General features: G+C 51.1%; 18 protein-coding genes. 3 read left to right on the forward strand and 15 right to left on the reverse strand.

All coding sequences use genetic code 11. From position 1 onward, the window contains the following. Position 1 precedes the first annotated feature (1 nt). The 4 genes from nikC to SK3146_RS01200 all read right to left on the reverse strand — a co-directional run bounded on the left by nikC (position 2) and on the right by SK3146_RS01200 (position 4,383). Positions 2–829 (reverse strand): nickel ABC transporter permease subunit NikC, encoded by an 828-nt coding sequence (gene nikC, locus SK3146_RS01185; RefSeq protein ID WP_249863340.1) that lies wholly within the window; start codon positions 827–829, stop codon positions 2–4. A 16-nt stretch (positions 830–845) separates the two neighbouring features. Continuing rightward, the gene (nikB, locus tag SK3146_RS01190) at positions 846–1,784 is read right to left on the reverse strand and encodes a nickel ABC transporter permease (protein WP_249863341.1); all 939 of its coding nucleotides are present in this window, start codon (positions 1,782–1,784) and stop codon (positions 846–848) included. A 17-nt stretch (positions 1,785–1,801) separates the two neighbouring features. Next, positions 1,802–3,433, reverse strand: a complete 1,632-nt coding sequence (gene nikA, locus SK3146_RS01195) for a nickel ABC transporter substrate-binding protein (protein ID WP_249863342.1) — start codon at positions 3,431–3,433, stop codon at positions 1,802–1,804. 173 nt (positions 3,434–3,606) lie between these two features. Then, complete coding sequence (locus SK3146_RS01200; RefSeq protein WP_249866138.1) at positions 3,607–4,383, reverse strand: SDR family oxidoreductase; 777 nt, start codon at positions 4,381–4,383, stop codon at positions 3,607–3,609. Between the two features lie 192 nt (positions 4,384–4,575). On the opposite strand from SK3146_RS01200, the gene SK3146_RS01205 reads away from it, so the two are divergent. Further along, complete coding sequence (locus SK3146_RS01205) at positions 4,576–4,959, forward strand: MerR family transcriptional regulator (RefSeq protein WP_249863343.1); 384 nt, start codon at positions 4,576–4,578, stop codon at positions 4,957–4,959. After that, a complete protein-coding gene (locus SK3146_RS01210; protein WP_249863344.1) occupies positions 4,956–5,720 on the forward strand; it encodes an SDR family oxidoreductase in 765 nt (254 codons plus the stop codon). Before SK3146_RS01205 ends, SK3146_RS01210 begins: the two co-directional genes overlap by 4 nt. On the opposite strand, the gene SK3146_RS01215 is transcribed toward SK3146_RS01210, so the two are convergent. The 8 genes from SK3146_RS01215 to SK3146_RS01250 form a co-directional block, all read right to left on the reverse strand. Beyond that, entirely contained in the window at positions 5,717–7,174 is a 1,458-nt protein-coding gene (locus SK3146_RS01215; RefSeq protein WP_249863345.1) for a sulfatase, read from the reverse strand. The two genes, SK3146_RS01210 and SK3146_RS01215, sit on opposite strands and share 4 nt — an antisense overlap. A gap of 57 nt (positions 7,175–7,231) precedes the next feature. Further along, complete coding sequence (locus SK3146_RS01220) at positions 7,232–8,911, reverse strand: type 2 periplasmic-binding domain-containing protein (protein WP_249863346.1); 1,680 nt, start codon at positions 8,909–8,911, stop codon at positions 7,232–7,234. Positions 8,912–8,954: 43 nt separating this feature from the next. After that, the gene (locus SK3146_RS01225; RefSeq protein ID WP_249866139.1) at positions 8,955–9,836 is read right to left on the reverse strand and encodes a carbohydrate ABC transporter permease; all 882 of its coding nucleotides are present in this window, start codon (positions 9,834–9,836) and stop codon (positions 8,955–8,957) included. Between the two features lie 16 nt (positions 9,837–9,852). Then, positions 9,853–10,803 (reverse strand): ABC transporter permease, encoded by a 951-nt coding sequence (locus tag SK3146_RS01230; protein WP_249866140.1) that lies wholly within the window; start codon positions 10,801–10,803, stop codon positions 9,853–9,855. A 191-nt stretch (positions 10,804–10,994) separates the two neighbouring features. Next, positions 10,995–12,497: a response regulator transcription factor gene (locus tag SK3146_RS01235; protein WP_249863347.1), complete on the reverse strand. Its 1,503-nt coding sequence runs from the start codon at positions 12,495–12,497 to the stop codon at positions 10,995–10,997. Then, positions 12,494–14,347 (reverse strand): sensor histidine kinase, encoded by a 1,854-nt coding sequence (locus tag SK3146_RS01240; protein ID WP_249863348.1) that lies wholly within the window; start codon positions 14,345–14,347, stop codon positions 12,494–12,496. The genes SK3146_RS01235 and SK3146_RS01240 overlap by 4 nt, the downstream gene beginning before the upstream one ends. Positions 14,348–14,547: 200 nt before the next feature. Next, a complete protein-coding gene (locus SK3146_RS01245; protein WP_249863349.1) occupies positions 14,548–14,979 on the reverse strand; it encodes a universal stress protein in 432 nt (143 codons plus the stop codon). A 148-nt stretch (positions 14,980–15,127) separates the two neighbouring features. Beyond that, the gene (locus SK3146_RS01250; RefSeq protein WP_249863350.1) at positions 15,128–15,541 is read right to left on the reverse strand and encodes a winged helix-turn-helix transcriptional regulator; all 414 of its coding nucleotides are present in this window, start codon (positions 15,539–15,541) and stop codon (positions 15,128–15,130) included. Positions 15,542–15,672: 131 nt separating this feature from the next. On the opposite strand from SK3146_RS01250, the gene SK3146_RS01255 reads away from it, so the two are divergent. Beyond that, entirely contained in the window at positions 15,673–16,092 is a 420-nt protein-coding gene (locus tag SK3146_RS01255) for a cupin domain-containing protein (RefSeq protein ID WP_249863351.1), read from the forward strand. 121 nt (positions 16,093–16,213) lie between these two features. On the opposite strand, the gene SK3146_RS01260 is transcribed toward SK3146_RS01255, so the two are convergent. The 3 genes from SK3146_RS01260 to SK3146_RS01270 form a co-directional block, all read right to left on the reverse strand. After that, entirely contained in the window at positions 16,214–16,555 is a 342-nt protein-coding gene (locus SK3146_RS01260; protein ID WP_249863352.1) for a DUF1801 domain-containing protein, read from the reverse strand. Positions 16,556–16,821: 266 nt separating this feature from the next. Further along, positions 16,822–17,700: a carbohydrate ABC transporter permease gene (locus SK3146_RS01265; RefSeq protein WP_249863353.1), complete on the reverse strand. Its 879-nt coding sequence runs from the start codon at positions 17,698–17,700 to the stop codon at positions 16,822–16,824. Positions 17,701–17,714: 14 nt separating this feature from the next. Further along, positions 17,715–18,686 carry an ABC transporter permease gene (locus tag SK3146_RS01270; protein ID WP_249863354.1) on the reverse strand — a complete coding sequence of 324 codons (972 nt, stop codon included), beginning with the start codon at positions 18,684–18,686 and terminating at the stop codon, positions 17,715–17,717. Between the last annotated feature and the right edge of the window lie 36 nt (positions 18,687–18,722).

Genomic DNA, 18,722 nt, shown 5'->3' on the forward strand with positions numbered 1-18,722 from the left:
ACTATCTCATCCTTTCTTGACGTGGATCTAACGCATCCCTCAAAGCGTCTCCGATAAAATTAAAGGCCATGACGACCAGCATAATACATAAGCCCGGATACAGCATCAGCATCGGATTGCTTTTCAGGAATTGCTTGCTGTCATTCAGCATGGCCCCCCACTCCGGCATAGGAGGCTGAATGCCCAGTCCCAAAAAGGAGAGGCCGGAAATGCTTAAAATCATACTCCCCAAATTTAAAGTGGCCAATACGATTGTAGGAGGCCATATATTAGGAAGAATGTGGAACCAAATAATTTTATAACCGGGAGTTCCGGCGATTTTAGCGGCTAAAATAAAATTTTGCTGCTTGGCCGTCATGACCATACCGCGAATCCAGCGCGCATACCACACCCAGTAAGACATGACCATCGCAAAGATGACGTTGACCAGTCCGGGTCCGAGAATTCCGAGCATGGCAAGAGATAGAATGAGACTGGGAAATGCCATTAACAAATCGCAAAAACGCATAAAGATGCGATCGATAACGCCGCCGCTATATCCCGATAACGTTCCGATAGCTACACTGATGATAATAATCAACACCATCACGATAAAAGAAATCCCTAGTGAAATTCTTGTCCCGTAGATCAATCGGGATAAGATGTCTCTGCCCAGATGATCCGTTCCAAGCCAATAGGCAGCCGAAGGCCGTTCCAGCTTATGCTCCAGACTAACGAAGTTAGGGTCGTGCGGCGTGAGCCATGGCGCGAACAGGGCAAGAACGAGCATGAGGATAAGCATCGTGCAGCTGAGCAATGTCAATCTGTTGCTTGTTAACTTTTTCCACATAACGGAATCCATGCTGCTACTGCCCTCCATTCCTGCGCACCCGGGGGTCGATCATGGCATGAAAAATATCTATCAGTAAATTGCAAATGACAATAATCGTCGTAACAAGCAGCACGTAGCATAATATGACCGGATAGTCCCTGCCGAACAGAGCATTGACAAAATGGCGCCCGATGCCCGGCCATGCAAATACATTTTCCACAATAATCGAACCGCTTAATTTATGACCGATATGCATGCCCATCGTGGTAACCAGAGGGGTTATCGCATTCCTCAGCACATGCTTTCCGATGACCCATTTCTCCCGAAGTCCTCTTGCTCTGGCATAGAGAACATACGGCTGATGCAATTCGTTTAATGTACTGCCCCGAAGCATCCGGGTGTAGACCGCCACGGACGCCAAGGCCAAAGTGAGGGAAGGCAGGATCAAGTGCAGTAGACTCCCCCTCCCCGATACAGGAAAATAGCCTAGCTTTAATGAAAAAATATAAATAAACAGGAAGCCCAGACAAAAGCTCGGCGCAGCCGCTCCGATAAAGGAGAGCGTCCGGCTAACATGGTCAACCCATCGGTCTTTATACAGCGCCGACAAGATGCCGATAGGCAGACTGATCACAAAGGCCAGAACAATCGATGAAAACGTAAGCTGCAGTGTCGCCGGAAGATAATGCAGCATCTCATCCCACACCGGCTTCTTGCTTATATAAGAGCTGCCGAAATCGAGTTTCACTGCACCGCTTAGCCAATGAACATATTGAACATATAACGGCTGATTCAATCCGAGCTCTTCTCGGACAAGCTGAACCGCCTCATCCGTTACGGGAATTTTCGATAACCTCAAGTATGCTTCGGCCGGATCGACAGGAAGCAGGCGCACGATCAGGAAAGTGATGAGCGAAACGCCGAATAAAATGGGTATGATGCCGAGCACGCGCTTTACGATGAACCAGGCCATAGTTCCCTCATTGACTCCTATTCTTTATCCATTTTCTCAAAGGGAATCTCGCTATTCATTTGTCCGAACTCCAACCCTTTAATGTTTTTATGATACACGGTCAAATTCGTGCCGTACGATATCGGCAAATACACGGCTTGCTCGTGCAGCGTAGTGAGAATGTAATTGTATAGCTGCTGCCGCGTATTCTCATCCGTACTGAGCAGCGCTTCCTCAATTTTTTGGTCCAGCTCTTTTTTCATCGGCAATCCGGCTTGCGCCTGGTAGTCGGCATGTGAAGGCACGCGCATGGAGGATACCATCGCATGCGGATCATACGGTATGCCGAACGTATCGCTGAAAATCATATCGAAATTGCCGTTGGTTTGCCGCTGTCCGAATAACTGGCTTTCTTCGCCGATAAGCTTTACATTGATTCCGATTTTTCGCAAATCCCCTTGCAGCACTTCCGCGATGGCTTTATGTACATTGTTGGCACTGTCAAAGCTCAGCTCCAATTCCAGCGCCTTTCCGTCTTTCTCCCGGAACTCTTTCTTCGCGGGCAGCATCCAGCCGGCATCATTCAGCAGCTTTTCCGCTTTGCTTACATCATACGTATATGGCGTTAACTTCACGTTAGAATAAGGAAAATTAGCCGGAAACAGCGTATCGGCCAGCCTATCCGTGCCGTAGAAAACATTGTCGATGACCGATTTTTTATTGAAAGCATATTCGACGGCTTTTCTGACGTTAATATCTTTCAGCGGTCCCTTGTTGGAATTCATTGCTATGGATTTGGTAAAAAGGGGATCGGAAATAGCTGTTTCGTACTTTCCCGACTCCTTCAAATATTTAAACGAATCCAGGCTGATGCTCCCATCGCCGTAAATCACATCGAGCTCGTTATTTTCAAATGCAAGCACTCGAGATTCGCCGTCGGGAATAACGGCAACGCGAATTTTATCTGCTTTCGGCTTTGCTCCCCAGTAGTTTTCATTTTTACTAAATTCGGCGTATTCATTGATCTTGTAATCCGTCAGCACCCAAGGCCCGGTTCCGATCGGCGCTTTAATCTCTTCGGAAGTATTGCCGCTCTCGGGAAAACCCGCTTCTCCCAAAAACCGGATCGGCCGAATTAAGGCCAGTTCCTGCAGCATAGGATAATAGGGGTTGTTCAATATGATTTTCACGGTGTAGTCGTCGACCTTTGCTGCGTCGTTAATCTGATTCACCAGCTCCAGCCAGCTATGACGCTGTTTGTTAGCCAAGACCGCATGAATATTTTTTACCACAATGTCAGCGTTGAAGACCGATCCGTCAGAGAATTTGACGTCTTTGCGAAGAAAGAACGTATATTCTTTTCCGTCGCTCGACACTTCCCATTTCTCGGCAAGATGAGGAACGACTTTTCCGTCAACATATTTAACTAGCGATTCATACACCATATTTTGCGCGAACATTTGGTTCGGAGCATACATATGAGGATTTAACGGCCCGATATCGTTAGCGGACGAGAATCGAATCGTTTTCCCCCCCGCTTCAGACGATGTGCGATGCTCTGCTGCCGAATCGGAGGTGCTCGAACTGCAAGCGGTGTAAAGAAGAGGCGCAGCGAGCAGGATGACGAGCAGGTAAGACGATTTCAGGAAGCGTTTGGATAAAATGGACATCTGTATAACTCACCTCGATAATGAATTCGTATCTTCGGAATTTCGTGACACGTTATTATTAGAAAGTAACACAATATATAAGTAAATGTAAACCATTCAATAAAAAGAGGCCAGCCGTTTTTTTAGCCGGCTAACCTCATCCTCATTATATGATAATTGCTGACCAACTTCGATTATATGCAAGTATAGGCCCCGTCAATAACAAAATCCGATCCTGTTGTAAAGTGGCTTGCATCTCCGGCCAAATATACGGCAATCGCTTGCAGCTCCTCCGGGCGGCCCATGCGGCGCAGCGGGGACATCGCATTCCATTGTTCGATGAGAGGCTTCAGCGTAGGCGAGTTCAATGTCAGTTCGGTGCCGATATACCCGGGGCTAATGCAATTGACGCGAATATGCTGCTGAGCCCATTCGACGGCCAGCGATTTGGTTAGCTGGATCACGCCCGCTTTGGATGCATTATACGAGCATTGCGGCTGGGGAGTATTGACCACATGAGCCGACATCGACGCGGTGTTAATAATCGAGCCGCCGCTGCCTTGCCGGATCATCTGTCTGCCGGCTGCCTGAGCGGTGAGAAATACACCCGTAAGATTAATATCCATCACTCTTTTCCACTGCTCGTAAGTCATTTCCGAGGCCGGAGCATTGATGCAAATCCCCGCGTTGCAAAAGGCAATATCCAGTTTCCCGAATCTTTGCACAATCTCTGCCATCATGGCATCCACTTGCTCGGGCACGGTGACATCCGTCTGAAGCGCCATAGTGCCCGCGCCGAGCGCAGCCAGTTCTTCCGCCGTTTTCCGGGCCTCGTCCAGATCGACATCGACGATAGCCACATCTGCCCCCGCTTCAACTAAAGCGATTGCAATGTTCTTTCCGATGCCTCTTGCGCCTCCGGTAACGAACGCTTTCTTCCCGTCCAATCTCATTTTTTCCAAAATGCCCATCATCCGACGCCTCCCGCTTTTTATACCTATTAAATCATTATAAGCAGACCGATATCAAGGCATAATCTTCCGGAAATGAACGATAACCGATTCTCGCATCCCGATCATGCTATATTTGTTGTTGACTTAAACCATGGTTTAAGTTGTATCTTATATATGTCGACAAGGCAACAATAATTTGGAGGTCTTCAAATGAAGTATTGTACGATTAGCGAAGCTGCAGCCAAATTCAATATTCCGGAATCAACGATACGATATTATGAGAAAAAAGGCTTGCTGCCGTTAATCGAGCGCGATGAAGCAGGCAGGCGGTTATTTTCGGAAGATCAAATGACGCTCCTCAAAATCATTATTTATCTAAAAAATACCCATATGCCGATCACCGTGATTAAGCAGTATGTCGATTGGGTCATACAAGGTGACAGCACCATCGAGCTCAGGCTTCAAATGATGGAAAATCACAAGCAAGCCGTGCTGGATAAGATTTCGTTGATGACGGAATCCCTGCAAGGAATTGAGACAAAAATCACGCGTTATAAACATCTAAAAAATAAAGGAAACGAGGAACTCAAATGAAACTTTCCGGAAATACTATACTGATTACAGGCGGAAGCGCCGGCATCGGACTCGCTTTTGCAGAACGCTTTCTCAAAGCAGGAAATACCGTCATCGTTACCGGACGACGCGAACAGGCGCTTCAAACCGCAAAGGAACGGCTTCCTGGCCTAATCACTTATGGTAATGATTTGACTAACGAGTCCGACCGTACGGCCTTATTTGATTGGGTAACGGCGAACTATCCGGAAGTGAATGTGCTGGTGAACAATGCGGGAATCCAGCAGCGTTTTAACGTTTTGAAAGCCGACGCCAAGAACGACTGGCACTATTTCAATAACGAATTAGTAACGAACATCGAAGCTCCTATTCATCTCTCGATGCTATTCGCTCCGTATTTCGCTGCCTGGGAAGCGGCGGCGATCTTGAACGTTACGTCCGGATTAGCGTTTACGCCTTTTGCGATTGCTCCGATTTATTCGGCGACGAAAGCGGCGCTTCACTCATTTACCATGAGTCTTAGGCATCAGCTGTCGGATACGTCCGTTGAAGTGATCGAGATTGCTCCTCCGGCCGTGAACACCGATTTAGGCGGACAAGGCTTGCACGTGCATGGAGAGCCTTTGGATGCCTTTGCGGACGGCATTTTTCAAGGGTTAGCGGGAGGCAAGAAGGAAATCGGATACGGCACTTCCGCGGCTCGCTTACGTATGACGCGCGATGAAATTGACAAGTATACAGCAGATATGTATCAGGCAACGAAGAACATGGTGGAAGATTAACGAAGACCCATTCTAGCGAACTGCCATTCCGGCGCTTGGTACTGCATCAGCAGTTGACGCAGCTTGGAGGCATACTGATCCTCTAGAGCGGGATTGCGAATGGCTGACGTTTGTTCAGGATCTTGTTCGATGTCGTACAATAAATGATGCTCCGGCGCGTTATAATGTCTGCGCGATGCTTCCGCTACTCGATAGACCGGCATGGACGTTTGCGGCAAAAAGGTCCCGAGCTCGGCGTTGTCGTACCCGGTTTGAGCCGGATCGGATACGACCGGCGTCGCCGTATGATGGTATGCGACGGAATCGCGAACCGGCTGGCGGGTATAGGTGTACCGGCCGTCGGTTAGGGTTATGTCTTTGGCGAAGTAACCGTACAGGACGGCGTCATGGTGCTTTCCGTCTTTTTGCAACAGATGCGCCAGCGATTTCCCCTGTACATGCCCGGAAGGAACGGCTCCGTGCAGCTCCAGCAGCGTAGGCATCAAATCGACGGTAGACGTGAGCGCCTCTACCCGCTTCCCGTTCATCGGCGAGCCGGGACGGTATGCGATAAGCGGAATATGCGCCAGCTTCCGGTAATCGAACATGTAATTTTTAGCCCAATACCCGTAATCGCCGAGTAAATGTCCGTGATCCGTCGTCAGAATAACGGTCGTGTCCTTCCATAAGTCAAGCTCGTCCATCTTGTCGAGCAGCTTCCCCAGCCACACATCGGCCATCGTCAGCGTACCGGCATAGCTTTTACGAATATGCTCTATCGCATCGGGTCCTTCGTGCTCCGGGTCGACAGGCGCATAATTCGGCCAATCGAAATGATAGGCCCCGCTCCACGTATCGGCATAAAGATCGCGGTATTTCTGCGGACAAACGAACGGCTCGTGGGGATCGAACACTTCCAAGTGCAGCAGCCAATTATCCTGATCGTGATTGTTTTGCAAAAAATTGATTCCTCGCATAAAGCATTGCGTCGTAGGATAATCCTCATCTCGCTCAAGGTTCATGCAGCTGCGGTTGATCCAGTCCTGCCGGCGGTTTTTCCCTCGATAGACGGGAATCTCAGGGTCCTTCACGCGCGGCTGCCAATGATCGCCCTCCTGACCGCGAATAAATTCCCACGTGCGAAAAGGGGTATGATAGCCAAAGCCCGGCGCCTCAAAGTAATGATAATGATCCGTGATCATATGGCAGTAGGTCCCGGATTGTTGGCTCAGCACCTTCGGGTACGCCTCATCAAAAGGCTGCAGCGGGCACCAGCGCGATTCCAGGAAATTGAGACGGCCCGTCATGATCTCCCTGCGCGCAGGCATGCATGGCAGAGAGCCGGCATAATGGTTGTCGAAGACGACGCCTTTCTTCGCCAAGCGGTCGATATTCGGCGTTTGTACCCAAGAAGGTTCATACGCATTCAAGTAATGACGATTCAACGAGTCCATTAAAATAAATACGGTTTTCACGGATATCCCTCCAATGTGGTGAAAAAGGATGGAGAAAAACTCTCCATCCCTTCGCATTTACTTCAAATCTTGCACAATTTTTTTATACTGCTCATTTTGCTTTTTGGCAATATCGAAAATGTCGTTGGCCAATATGGAATTGTTCCGGTCGGTTTGATACCAATTCTTGTACCATTCCTCCACTTGCGCGCCGCCGGCCTTGGACCAAGCGTCCTGCGCATCTTTGAGCGCCTGCTCGATGCTGTACTTGCTTCCGCTAACCGTCGCCTTGAGCCAAATGTCGCCGACGGCTTTGTCGGCATTCGTTTCAATAGCGTTAAGATCCTTCGGAGGCGTAGGCATATGCTCGGAATGCGTCAGCTCCGGGTAGCTGCGATCGAACGTCATGTAGGTCGACCGGAACGAATCGTACGTGTTCTGATACTCGTCCTTGCGCGGGTCGCTCTTGAACGCCACTTCGGGTACATCGCATTTATTATAGCTGATGCCGACGTTTTCCAGCATTCTCATATCCAGCGTAAGATCGGATACCTGCTTCTTCGACGTGGCCGCGTCGATAATTTCCGGGCAGCCGTCGGTCATTTTATAATGCGTCCCTTCAATGCCGTAATCGAGCGCTTTCGTCGTCGTGTCCTTCAGCGAAAAATCGATGTACTTGACGACGGCTTCGGGGTTTTTCGCCGTTGCGCTGATCGCCGCGACCATCTGCACCGGGTTTTTGAAGGTCGGTACGAAGGCTCCGAAAGGACTCTTCGGATACGGCATGAACGCGACATCGGCTCCGGATACATTTTTCTTAAGCGGATCGATGGTCCCCATCAGCGTATCCGTGACAACATCGGAAGTAAGGAAACCGTAAATGCCGACCTTGCCGGTAATAAAATCCTGCTTCGCCTTGGCCCCGTTGGTGTCCGTCGTGAAATCCTTATCGATCAAGCCTTCGTCATAAAGACGCTTGGCAAAAGTATAATATTCCTTCTGGCGGTCCCAATCGAGCGCCAGCTCGTTGTTGTGCACGACCCATTTGGAGGTGGCTCCGAACATTTGCTTCAGACTGAAACTGGAGTTGCTGCTGAGCGATATGCCGTAAGTATCCTTCTTGCCGTTGCCGTCAGGGTCCTGCTCTGCAAACGCTTTTAACACTTTGTACAATTCGTCGGTTGTCTGCGGTGCGGAGAGCCCCAGTTTCTTCAGCCAGTCGGTGCGGATCAACAGACCGCGGTTAGGCTCGACCCAGTTGATTTTTCCGAAATAGTACAGCTTGCCGTCGCTTTTCGTACCCGCTTTTTTCAGCGCGGGATTATCTTGCAGCACCTTCTTATATTCCGTACTGTATTTGTCAATGAGTTCGTCAATCGGCATAAACTGCTTCTGCTGCTGAAGCGTGTCCTTGATCTTCGGAGAATATTCGAACAGCAAGTCCGGAGCGCTGCCGGAGGCGTACAGCACGTTAATCTTCTCCTCCGGCTTGGCGCGAGGAATGGCGACGAATTTCGCGTTGGCCGGCCCGTTCTCGTTCATCCATTGGGTCCAGCGGTTGTTCTCAATCGTCCCTTCATCGGGCGACACGTTGCCCCGGTCATAGATGGATACCGAAATATCCTTCTTCGGTTCGGTCTTCGAGCCGTCCGCTCCGCTCTGCGCCCCATCGGATTTGGAGGACGAGCAGCCCGCAAGCAGAGTGCCTCCCGTCATCGTAAACAGCAGCACCCCGGTTACCAATCGTTGCTTTTTCATACTGAAACCCCTCTCCATGTATATAGATGTGTATATGATGATCTCAGCCCTTAACGGAACCAAGCATAACACCTTTGACAAAAAATTTCTGCAGAAAAGGATAGACGGCAAGCATCGGTAGCACGACAACCAGCACCCCGGCGGCTTTTAGCGACTCAGGCACGACATTGGCCTGCACGCCCGAGGTTATGCCGCTGTTTACGAGCTCCTGCAGCAGATTTTGACTTTGAATCATATTCTGTACAAGAACCGTCAGGTTGAATCGGCCGGTGTCCTGGATGTAGATAAGTACGGGCAAGAACGTATTCCAGTAAGCGACGCCATAAAATAAGGTCAAGGTGGCAATGACCGGCATGGACAGCGGCAGCACGATCCGCAGCAGGTAAGCGAGCTCGGAGCAGCCGTCGATTCTCGAGGCGTCGTCGACTTCGCTCGGAATATTTTCGAAGAAGGTCCTCATGACCAGCAGATTGTACGTGCTCACCAGCGATGGGAGCCAGATCGCAAAGTATGAATTCATAAGTCCGAGCGACTTGACGACCAAATAGGTCGGAATAAGCCCTCCGGAGAACAGAATCGTGAATACCATCGCCAGCGTAAAAAATCGCCGGCCGTAAAAGATGCGGCGGGAAATCGGATAAGCGGTCATGATCGTCGCAGCCATACTGAGTATGACGCCGATGACGGTGATGACAACGCTATTCTGGAAAGCGCCTACAATCGGCGTCCCCGTAAACAGCGAAGTAAATGCTTCCGTATTCCATCCTACCGGATAGAAGCTGACGCTCCCCGCTTCGATTGCAGCCGTATCGCTGAAGGCAATCGCAATCGTATTGATTAACGGAAACAGACAAGTTAGCCCGAGCAAAGCCAGAACGATGTTGTTGATCACGTAAAACCATTTTTCTCCCATTGAAGCCCTCATCATGATTCCTCCTTCTCTACCAGAGTCCCCGGTCGAACTTACGGGCCAGCGCATTGGCGCTGAGCACGAGAATTAAGCCCACGATCGATTCGAACAAGCCCATAGCCGTCGTCAGACTAAACTGCGCTCCTTGCAGACCTACCCGGTACATATAAGTGCTGATTACGTCCGCTACATTGGAGACGACGGCATTCTGCAGCACGTAGACATGATCGAAGCCGACCTCCATAATGCGTCCCATGGCGAGAATGAACAACAGCACGATCGTCGTACTGATGCCGGGGAGCGTGACATGTCGTATTTGCTGCAGCTTATTCGCCCCGTCCAAGCTGGCGGATTCGTACAGGCTGGGGTCAATCGAAGTGAGGGCGGCCAAATAGATGATCGCGCTGAAGCCCATCTCCTTCCAGATGCCCGAGCCGACATAGATGGCGATCCATGATCCGGGATTGAACAAAAACGGGAAAGGCTCTTCCATCCATCCTTTCAGCAGCTGGTTGATCGTCCCGGATTCCGTGGCGAACAGCGTAAAGATAAAGCCCCCGATAATGACCCAAGAGAAGAAATGAGGCAAATACACGATCGTCTGAATCCATCTCTTATACCATGTTCTTCTGACCTCGTTCAGCAAAATCGCAAGAACAATCGGAAACGGAAAGCCGACAATTACGTTCAAGAGACTGAGCACAATCGTATTGCGGATAATGTTCAGCGTCTGCGGCTGCTTGAAGATCGTCTCGAAGTTATGCATGCCGATCCAGGGACTGCCCAGCACCCCGTCAAAAAAATTGTAATCCTTGAAGGCGATCATCAGGCCGCCCATCGGGAGATACTTGAAGATGACATAGTAGAGCAGTCCGGGAATAAATAGCAGCATTAACGGAATATTCGCTTTCCATCTTCGGCGGCGCGACGCCTGTCTCATCCTTCGCTGCAGCTCGGCGTCGGATGCGGATTGCTCGGTCATGACAGCGGGGTTCCCGGAGGTTGGTACGGTTGCCATAGCATGGTTGCTCCTCTCTGTTTCTTTCGCATCTTCATTGTAAATCGAAATTCGCCGGCGATTCCTTCATTCTCTACGGGCAAATCTTGAATTTTTACAGAAGTGAAAAAAACAAAGACCCTGAACGGCTCGAATCTCCGTCAGGGCGCTATAGTTTAAGTACGAGGCTGCTTGCGGTATTCGCTCGGCGAACAGCCTGCCGACTGCTTGAAGGCCGTAGCGAAGTAATTCGAATCCGCATAACCGACCGCTTCGGCGATCTCGATAATTTTCATATCCGTATTCGTTAAGAGCAGCTTGGCTTTCTCCATACGGAGCCTGGTCAAATAGCCGCTGAAGCTCTCGCCTGTCTGCTTCTTGAACAGGTTGCTGAAGTAGTTCGGATTCAAATGAACGTGGGCCGCTACAGCCGCGAGACTGCATTCCTCCATGTAATGCTGCTCCAAATAACGGATGGCCCGTTCGATGAGCCCGCTCTTGCGCTCCTCCAGCCACTGCGCGGTAGCGCGCTCCAGCGAGCTGATCCGCTCCGAAATCCATTCGTTGACGGCATCGGTCGATGACAGACCCAGGAGCCCTTCCAGCTCGGAGGCGATGTCTCCCGGTTCCGCTTCTTTCTCCAGCTCCTTGCGCTGCACCTCGCGGATGACCGCTGCGAGGCAGAGCGCATCCGCTTTCCGCTCGGCCAGCGGCACCTCCGGCCGGCTCTCGAAGCTTTGCCGAAGGATGGCGCCGATCTCCGAATGCTTCCCCAGCAGCAGCAGGGAAGTAATTTCCGCATGAAGCGCCTGCACCTTCGCTTCGTCGATCCGACTGTACTTGCTGTCGGAAGCTGCGAGGAGCGGCGAAGCGGCGCTGTGCATAACATACAGCCGCTCGGCATCCGCTTCCGTCTTGACCGGCCCGAGTCGCATCGCCTTTAGCGGAAGCCCGAGCAGACGCTGCACCGTCTTCAGCAAATGCTCGAAGAATGCCCCGTCCTCGGAATCCGGCTCGAGAAAAAAGGCAAATCTCCCGTATTCCACCGTCATCCAGCGTCCGCCGCTCCCCCGGCTCGACATAAGCTCCGCTGCGATATTGCTTATCGCGAACTGCAGCAGCTCTACATCCTCGGCCCGGTATTGTTTGCCTTGGGGGAGAAACGTCTCTACGCTGACCAGCCAGAAGTCCCGTCCGTTCAGCCAATCCATCGACTGAAGCGGCTCCCCTGCCGGCTGGGGCAATCGCAGAAGAACCGAACGCAAGGCATGATCCTCTCGGACTCGCCTCTGCTCCGTCTTCACCCGCAGCTGCTCGCAGGCTTGGCGAAGCACGCGGCAAATCTCCTCCTCGGGGCACGGCTTCAGCAAAAAATCTTTCACGCCGTACCGCACGGCCGCCTGAGCATATTCGAAGTCCCGGAAGCCGGTCAGAAGAATAACCGCCGTCCCGCAGCTGCGCTCCGATATGTGCCGGGCCAGCTCCAGCCCGTCCATCAGCGGCATCCGAATATCGCTCAGGATCAGATTCGGCTTCAGCTCCTCCAGCTGCAGCAGCGCTTCCTGCCCGTTACTCGCTTCGCCGGCCACGCGCCAGCCCAGGTCGTTAGTCTCGATCAGCTTCCTGAGCCCTCTGCGGATTAACGGCTCGTCGTCTACGATCATGATGCTGCCTGTCATCTGCTTATGTTCCCTCCCAGTGGTATATACATTCTGAATGTCGTTCCAGCTCCATTCAAGGATTGGATCTTAAGTCCGTACGGCTCGCCGTAGAGCAGATCGAGCCTTCGGATCACACTGCGAATCCCGATGTGAGTGCGTCTTCTCTTTTCGGTGACGGAAGCGGTTTCACCCGGTTGGATCTGTCTTCGGGCGCCCCGCGCTGAACCTAGGATGGAACGGATCTGCTCCGCCGTCATGCCCTTGCCGTTATCTATAATCTCGATGACGATCGCCGGCGCCGCTTCCGTCGTCCGAGCATCAGATGCATCAGACGTCATCCCCCGGTAGGCGCGAATGCTGAGCATCTGACCGTCAGGCATGTCCGTGAAGGCGTGAACGAACGCATTTTCGACCAGCGGCTGAAGAATTAACCGCGGCACAGGAATGCCCGCGAGCTCTTCCTCCATTTCAACGATCGTCTCGAGCTGGTGGCCGAACCGGTGATTTTGAATCGTCAAATAACTGCGAATTTGGTTCAGCTCGTCTTCCAGCGTCGTGTCGGTCTCAACCGGCTCCAGAGCGTAGCGCAGCATATCGGATAGCGATACGACGAGCGTGGCGGTCTCGCGATCATCCTTCAAATAAACCATCCAATAAATAGTATCCAGCGTATTATGAAGAAAATGGGGATTCAGCTGAGCCTGCAGCGCGGTAAGCTCCGCCTCGCGTTCACTTAACTGCCGTTCGTATACTTCCTTGATTAACGTATCCACATGCTCCGCCATCGAGTTGAAATTACGCGCCAGGAAGCCCAGCTCATCGTCCGTGCGCACCGCAAGCCGGGTCTTCATATCGCCTTCCCTCATCCGGGCCATCCCCCGAACGAGCTCGCGCAGAGGACGGAGCAGCCGGCTGCCTGTCCAAGCGACCAGCAACCCGGCGAACAACAAGCTGATAATGCCGATCAGCAGATTCACTTGAACAATGATGCCGCTGCGCGATTGCAGCGAATCCAGCGATACGCGGCTGATTAGCGTAAAGTCGACTTGGCCGGAGCGGCTCTTCGCGTACAGATACGGTTTACTATCCACATCCATCGTGCTGCGGTTCCCCACGTCTCCGGGCTTCGGCGCCGCCCCCGCATCCGATATATCGCTATAGACGAGACGGTCCATTTTATCATATAGAAATACATTGGCCTGCGCATCCTTGACAAGATCGTCCAAATATTCGGAAATGAGCGATTGATCGAACAGCATCACCATCGTTCCGTACGGTTCCTGCTGCACCGTCTTCATTTGCCGGGCCGCCGCAAAAAAAGTCTGATACCCCGAATCCGCATTGCGGCTGGGCAGCTGAAGAGGGAACCAGATCAGGTTGCCGAAAGATCCTTCCAGCGAAGCTTTGATCTGTGTGAACGCTTCCTTCGGCAGCTGAGCAGTAAAGGAACTATTCGTCCCGCTGAATATAAATCCGTTTTCCATCGTGTCGTAAAGATACATCCCGATCAGCTTCGGCTCGTCGTATTTGACCTGAAACAACAGCTTGTTCAGCTCGTCTTGATCCGAAAGCTGCGTATACGTCTCCCGCTGCTCGGTCTGTGCCGAACGCTCAAGCACCTGCTGTACATATGGGTGGAATACAATGAAATTGGAAATACGGTAAATATCGCGAATTTGCAAATCGAGCCGGGCCGCCGCCTGCTCGTTCGTCTTGGAGAACTGCTCGCTGATCTCGTCCGTAAACAAGTTGAGATGAATTTTATAACTAATATAGCCCGATACGGCAAAGGTGAACAGGATAATAACGGCCAGACTGGCGATTAATTTTTGCGAGAAGCTTTTGCGGGTTAAGCGAATCGGGCTCACATCGGTTCCTCCCGGGCGGTTGCAAATTAAAATAAACCATATCATATCACATTTGGCCTTCATATTCATAAAAAAATGGTCTCGCCGTTCGCCGGAACGGATGTCCACATGCATAATTTTATTGCCCCGATCGAAAGAAAAGCAGCGACAGACGAAGAACCGAATGGCCCTAGTCTGCCGCTGCTTTGACTTTACTTATTTTACTTAATTACCAACACCGGAACCTTGGCATGCTGAACGACATTGTGGCTGACGCTGCCGAGCACAAATTCGCCAATGCCGCTAAGTCCTCTGCTGCCAATCACAATCAAATCCGCCTCGATTTCGTTGGCATAGCCCAAAATTTCTTTCGTTATAACGCCCTGTCTTACCTCGATATGTATATTCGTAAAATCGTTTATTTTCTCTTTGATCTTGGCTACGACTTGCTCGGAATATTCCGCATCGTTGTTTTCTACCGCAACGGGGGCAATGAAAACCGCGCCGCCTACGACGTAGGTTGGGGGACTGTAAACATGAATGATATCCACTTTCGAATAATGGTTCAATTTGGCTAGCTTTATTGCGGAATCGAGAGCTTTGTCTGCAGCTTCCGAGCCGTCGTAAGCAACAAGAATTTTAGAGTACAGCATCGTCCATCACCTCATACGTTTGATAGTTACATTATAGCGCTCAGGAAAATAATAGGATGTGATATAAATCACTACTTGAGCGAACACGGCCGGCGGAGCACTCTTCCGCCATGATCAGTATCAATGCTCAAGAGAAATACAGCGGTTACTATGGAGCAATATCGTCGAAATTCCGCCTTAGACGCTGCTCCAGCCCTTTTTCGTCGGTTATCAGCTCCTGCATGATCGGTATACTCATATCGGTATTCGGATTGTGTTTAAGCCCCCAGTGCATAATGGCAAATACGACCGGAAACAGATCAAGAGCTTTTGGCGTCGGACGGTACATCGTTTGTGCGCGATTCGTCTCTCCTTCGATCTTAACGAGCAGGCCCGCTTCGACGAGCGATTGGAGCCGTGCGCTCAATATATTGGTTGAGATCCGCTCGCGCGAGGCAAGAAACTCGCGGTAATACCGCTTGTTGTGAATGAGGACGTCTCGCAAGATGACCAGGCTCCAGGGATCGCCCCAGATGTCGAGTGCATATACAATGGGACAAACGGTGGAAGTTCGCTTTTTCATAATTTAATTATACAATTCACGCTTGCATTCTGCAAGTTTGTAATTGCAAATTGCAAGTACATAGAATATACTGAGTGTCAGGCATGATTCTTCATGCGCCTACTTAACTCCACTTGAAAGGAAGTTTACAAATGAATGGTAATCATTTCAGCGTTGTGGAAGCCGGTCCTTTGAGCAATCTTTTGAATATGTCAAAGGACCCTGCTCCCGGTAAGTACTTTCTGAAAGACAGGCTTGGACTAACCGGTCTGGAAGTTTCATTGAACCAACTGCCGGAGGGCGGCTCTATTCCGTTCTATCACACCCATCGCGAGAATGAGGAGCTATATCTTTTCATCGGCGGACGAGGTCAGTTTCAGGTGGACGGACAGATTTTTGATGTGCAGGAAGGAACGGCTATTCGTGTGTCGCCTGAAGGCGAACGTACGCTTCGCAATAATGGTGCCGGCGATTTGTATTTCATCGTCATTCAAGCCCAAGAGGGCAGTCTCCGTCAATGGGTGCAGACAGATGGCGTCATACTCGATAAACCAGTTACCTGGCAGAGATAGGATAAGAAGAAGAGGGGCTCGCCGCCCCTCTGTGCTATTTCCGCCCATACATCGCCGATTTCATTGTCCTTCCGTACCAGGCGCGGGATTAGGAAGCCGACACGCTTGCAAAATCTTTTATCTACAGCGTGCCGGAAGCCTGTCCGACCAGTGACACCAATTGCTCGGAATCAAACGTATCCCCTTTGCGCAGCTTCAATGTTTTTCTTTCCGGAGGACCTTCGAACATGCCTTCAGGAAATTCTAAAGCCGAACAATTAAATATGGTAAAACTTACCGCTTCTTTCGATGTCGAGATGGCTGCGGCGTATTTTCCGTTTTTCAAAAAATGGGGCTTCTTATATTGGATGCGTTCATGTACATTTGGAATCGCTTGACGGACCACTTCACGCAGACCGGTGGAAAGCTCCTTATGCCACGGTTCTTTTAACGCTTCGATAAAATCGGTTACTTCCTGATTCATTTTTTATTCGCTCCTTTAATGTAAAATGAAGGTCTATGAGGCGCATAGCGGCCTTCCCGCTTCCCTCCCTGAACTTCGCCGCTATATAGACGACGAACGGGAGACGGTTTAATCGACATCCATGCGATTTTTTTTTGGGCAATTTTTTGCTAAATCAAACAATGACAGCTCCGGGGCATTTCACCCGAGAGCTGCCTTCTATCAATTGTCTATGATTTCGCCTTGCTTCGTTCCGGTGAGTTTTCTTGTGATACCATCTGACAGGCCTAGCCCTTTATCGCACCGATCATGACGCCTTTGATAAAATATTTTTGCAAAAACGGGTAAATGAACAAAATCGGCAGCGTCGATACGATAATGATCGCATATTTCACCTGCATGATGGCGAGACTCTTCTCTTCCCCCATCGTAACCGAATCGGCCAAGCTTTGCGTATTCTCGACGAGCACCTTCACCAGATAAAGCTGGAGCGGCTGCAAATCCTTGTCGGGAAGGTAGATCAGCGCGCTGAAATAACTGTTCCAATGCTCGACGGCGTAAAATAAAATAAGCACCGCCGTGATCGGCATGGCCAGCGGGATGATGATGCGCCACAAAATCCCCATATCGCTGGCGCCGTCCAGCTTCGCCGACTCGATCAGCGACTCCGGGATCGACTCGAAGAACGTGCGGGCAATGATGACGTACCATACGCCTACCGCGCCGAGCACAATCAATATCCATCGCGTGTTATACAGCCCGAGCTGGTTCACCAGAATGAACGTCGGGATCAGGCCTCCCTTGAAAAGCATCGTGAACACGATGAACAGCGTAAGCGGCTTCCGAATGACGAAGCTGCGGCGCGACAACGGGTAGGCGATGAGCAGCGTCACGACGACATTGACTGCGGTCCCGACGACGGTGTAAAAGATCGTATTGCCGTACGCCGTCCATACGTCGGGATTGCTCATGACCAGTTTGTAGGATTGCAATGAAAAGCCTTTCGGCCACAGCCATACTTCCAGCTTCGCGGCTGCGAGCGGATCGCTGATCGACATACTGAATACGTATAAGAGCGGGTACAGGCAGACGGCGATCACGACAAGCATGATGCCGGTAATGAACGCGTCGATCCACCTGTCCGCGGAACTTCCGGTCGTAGACAATGGCGTCCTCCTTCTTACCATAATGAGATCGCCGTCCATTTTCTCGCCAGCCGGTTAAACGCGACGATCAGCATGAAATTGATGACGGCGTTCATCAAGTCGATCGCGGCCGCAAAGCTGAATTCGCCTCCCACGAGCCCGATCCGGTACACATAAGTCGATATGACGTCGGCTACATCGTATGTAGCCGGATTGTACAGCAAAATAATTTTTTCGAATCCGACGCTCATCATTCTCCCCAGCTGCAAGATCAGCAGGATGACGATCGTAGAAGCGAGTCCGGGCAGCGTGACGTAGACCATCTGCTTCCACCGTCCCGCGCCGTCGATTTTCGCCGCCTCGTACAGCTGGGGATCGATCGCGGTGATGGCCGCCAAATAAAGGATGGAGTTATAGCCGAAGCTTGCCCAGATGTCCGTGCCGATATAGATGGTGCGGAACCAGCCGGATTCGCTCAGAAAGTTGATTTTCTCCAAGCCGAGCTTCACCAGGGCTGCGTTGACGATGCCGCTGTTCGGAGACAGGAACGTCACCGTCATCCCGACAATGACGACGACGGAGATGAAATGCGGCATATAGCTGACCGACTGGACGAACCGCCTGAACGCCTGCCTCCTGACTTCGTTAACCAGTAAAGCGAAGGCGATCGGTATCGGGAAGCCCCAGATCAGATTGTACAGGTTGAGCAGCAGGACGTTTTTAATCAACCGGAACGCGTGAATGGAGCCGAAAAACTCCTCGAACCAGCGCAGCCCGACCCACGGGCTGTTCCAGATGCCTCTCGACGGCGAGAAGTCTTTGAACGCCATCAGCAGGCCGTACATCGGCATGTAATGAAAGATAAGAAAATAGAGCACGGCCGGAACCGTCATAAGCAGCAAATATTTGTCTCTTCGGTATAATTTCGCATGCCGTCTCCAGTATGACTCGCGCTGTATCGTCCCCGCTTTGGCCAGCGGGGATGGAAATCGGGTGTCGTCAATCATGGAACGCTTCTCTCCTCGGCACGGTCGGGCGCGAAA

Origin of the sequence: Paenibacillus konkukensis, assembly GCF_023523925.1 — a bacterium.
GTDB classification, from domain to species: domain Bacteria; phylum Bacillota; class Bacilli; order Paenibacillales; family NBRC-103111; genus Paenibacillus_S; species Paenibacillus_S doosanensis.

Excerpts from the sequence above, each read along its gene's own strand:
- nikC (WP_249863340.1), bottom strand. The coding sequence starts at position 829 with ATGTGGAAAAAGTTAACAAGCAACAGATTGACATTGCTCAGCTGCACG.
- nikB (WP_249863341.1), bottom strand. The coding sequence starts at position 1,784 with ATGGCCTGGTTCATCGTAAAGCGCGTGCTCGGCATCATACCCATTTTA.
- nikA (WP_249863342.1), bottom strand. The coding sequence starts at position 3,433 with ATGTCCATTTTATCCAAACGCTTCCTGAAATCGTCTTACCTGCTCGTC.
- SK3146_RS01200 (WP_249866138.1), bottom strand. The coding sequence starts at position 4,383 with ATGGGCATTTTGGAAAAAATGAGATTGGACGGGAAGAAAGCGTTCGTT.
- SK3146_RS01205 (WP_249863343.1), top strand. The coding sequence starts at position 4,576 with ATGAAGTATTGTACGATTAGCGAAGCTGCAGCCAAATTCAATATTCCG.
- SK3146_RS01210 (WP_249863344.1), top strand. The coding sequence starts at position 4,956 with ATGAAACTTTCCGGAAATACTATACTGATTACAGGCGGAAGCGCCGGC.
- SK3146_RS01220 (WP_249863346.1), bottom strand. The coding sequence starts at position 8,911 with ATGAAAAAGCAACGATTGGTAACCGGGGTGCTGCTGTTTACGATGACG.
- SK3146_RS01225 (WP_249866139.1), bottom strand. The coding sequence starts at position 9,836 with ATGAGGGCTTCAATGGGAGAAAAATGGTTTTACGTGATCAACAACATC.
- SK3146_RS01230 (WP_249866140.1), bottom strand. The coding sequence starts at position 10,803 with ATGACCGAGCAATCCGCATCCGACGCCGAGCTGCAGCGAAGGATGAGA.
- SK3146_RS01235 (WP_249863347.1), bottom strand. The coding sequence starts at position 12,497 with ATGACAGGCAGCATCATGATCGTAGACGACGAGCCGTTAATCCGCAGA.
- SK3146_RS01245 (WP_249863349.1), bottom strand. The coding sequence starts at position 14,979 with ATGCTGTACTCTAAAATTCTTGTTGCTTACGACGGCTCGGAAGCTGCA.
- SK3146_RS01250 (WP_249863350.1), bottom strand. The coding sequence starts at position 15,541 with ATGAAAAAGCGAACTTCCACCGTTTGTCCCATTGTATATGCACTCGAC.
- SK3146_RS01255 (WP_249863351.1), top strand. The coding sequence starts at position 15,673 with ATGAATGGTAATCATTTCAGCGTTGTGGAAGCCGGTCCTTTGAGCAAT.
- SK3146_RS01260 (WP_249863352.1), bottom strand. The coding sequence starts at position 16,555 with ATGAATCAGGAAGTAACCGATTTTATCGAAGCGTTAAAAGAACCGTGG.
- SK3146_RS01270 (WP_249863354.1), bottom strand. The coding sequence starts at position 18,686 with ATGATTGACGACACCCGATTTCCATCCCCGCTGGCCAAAGCGGGGACG.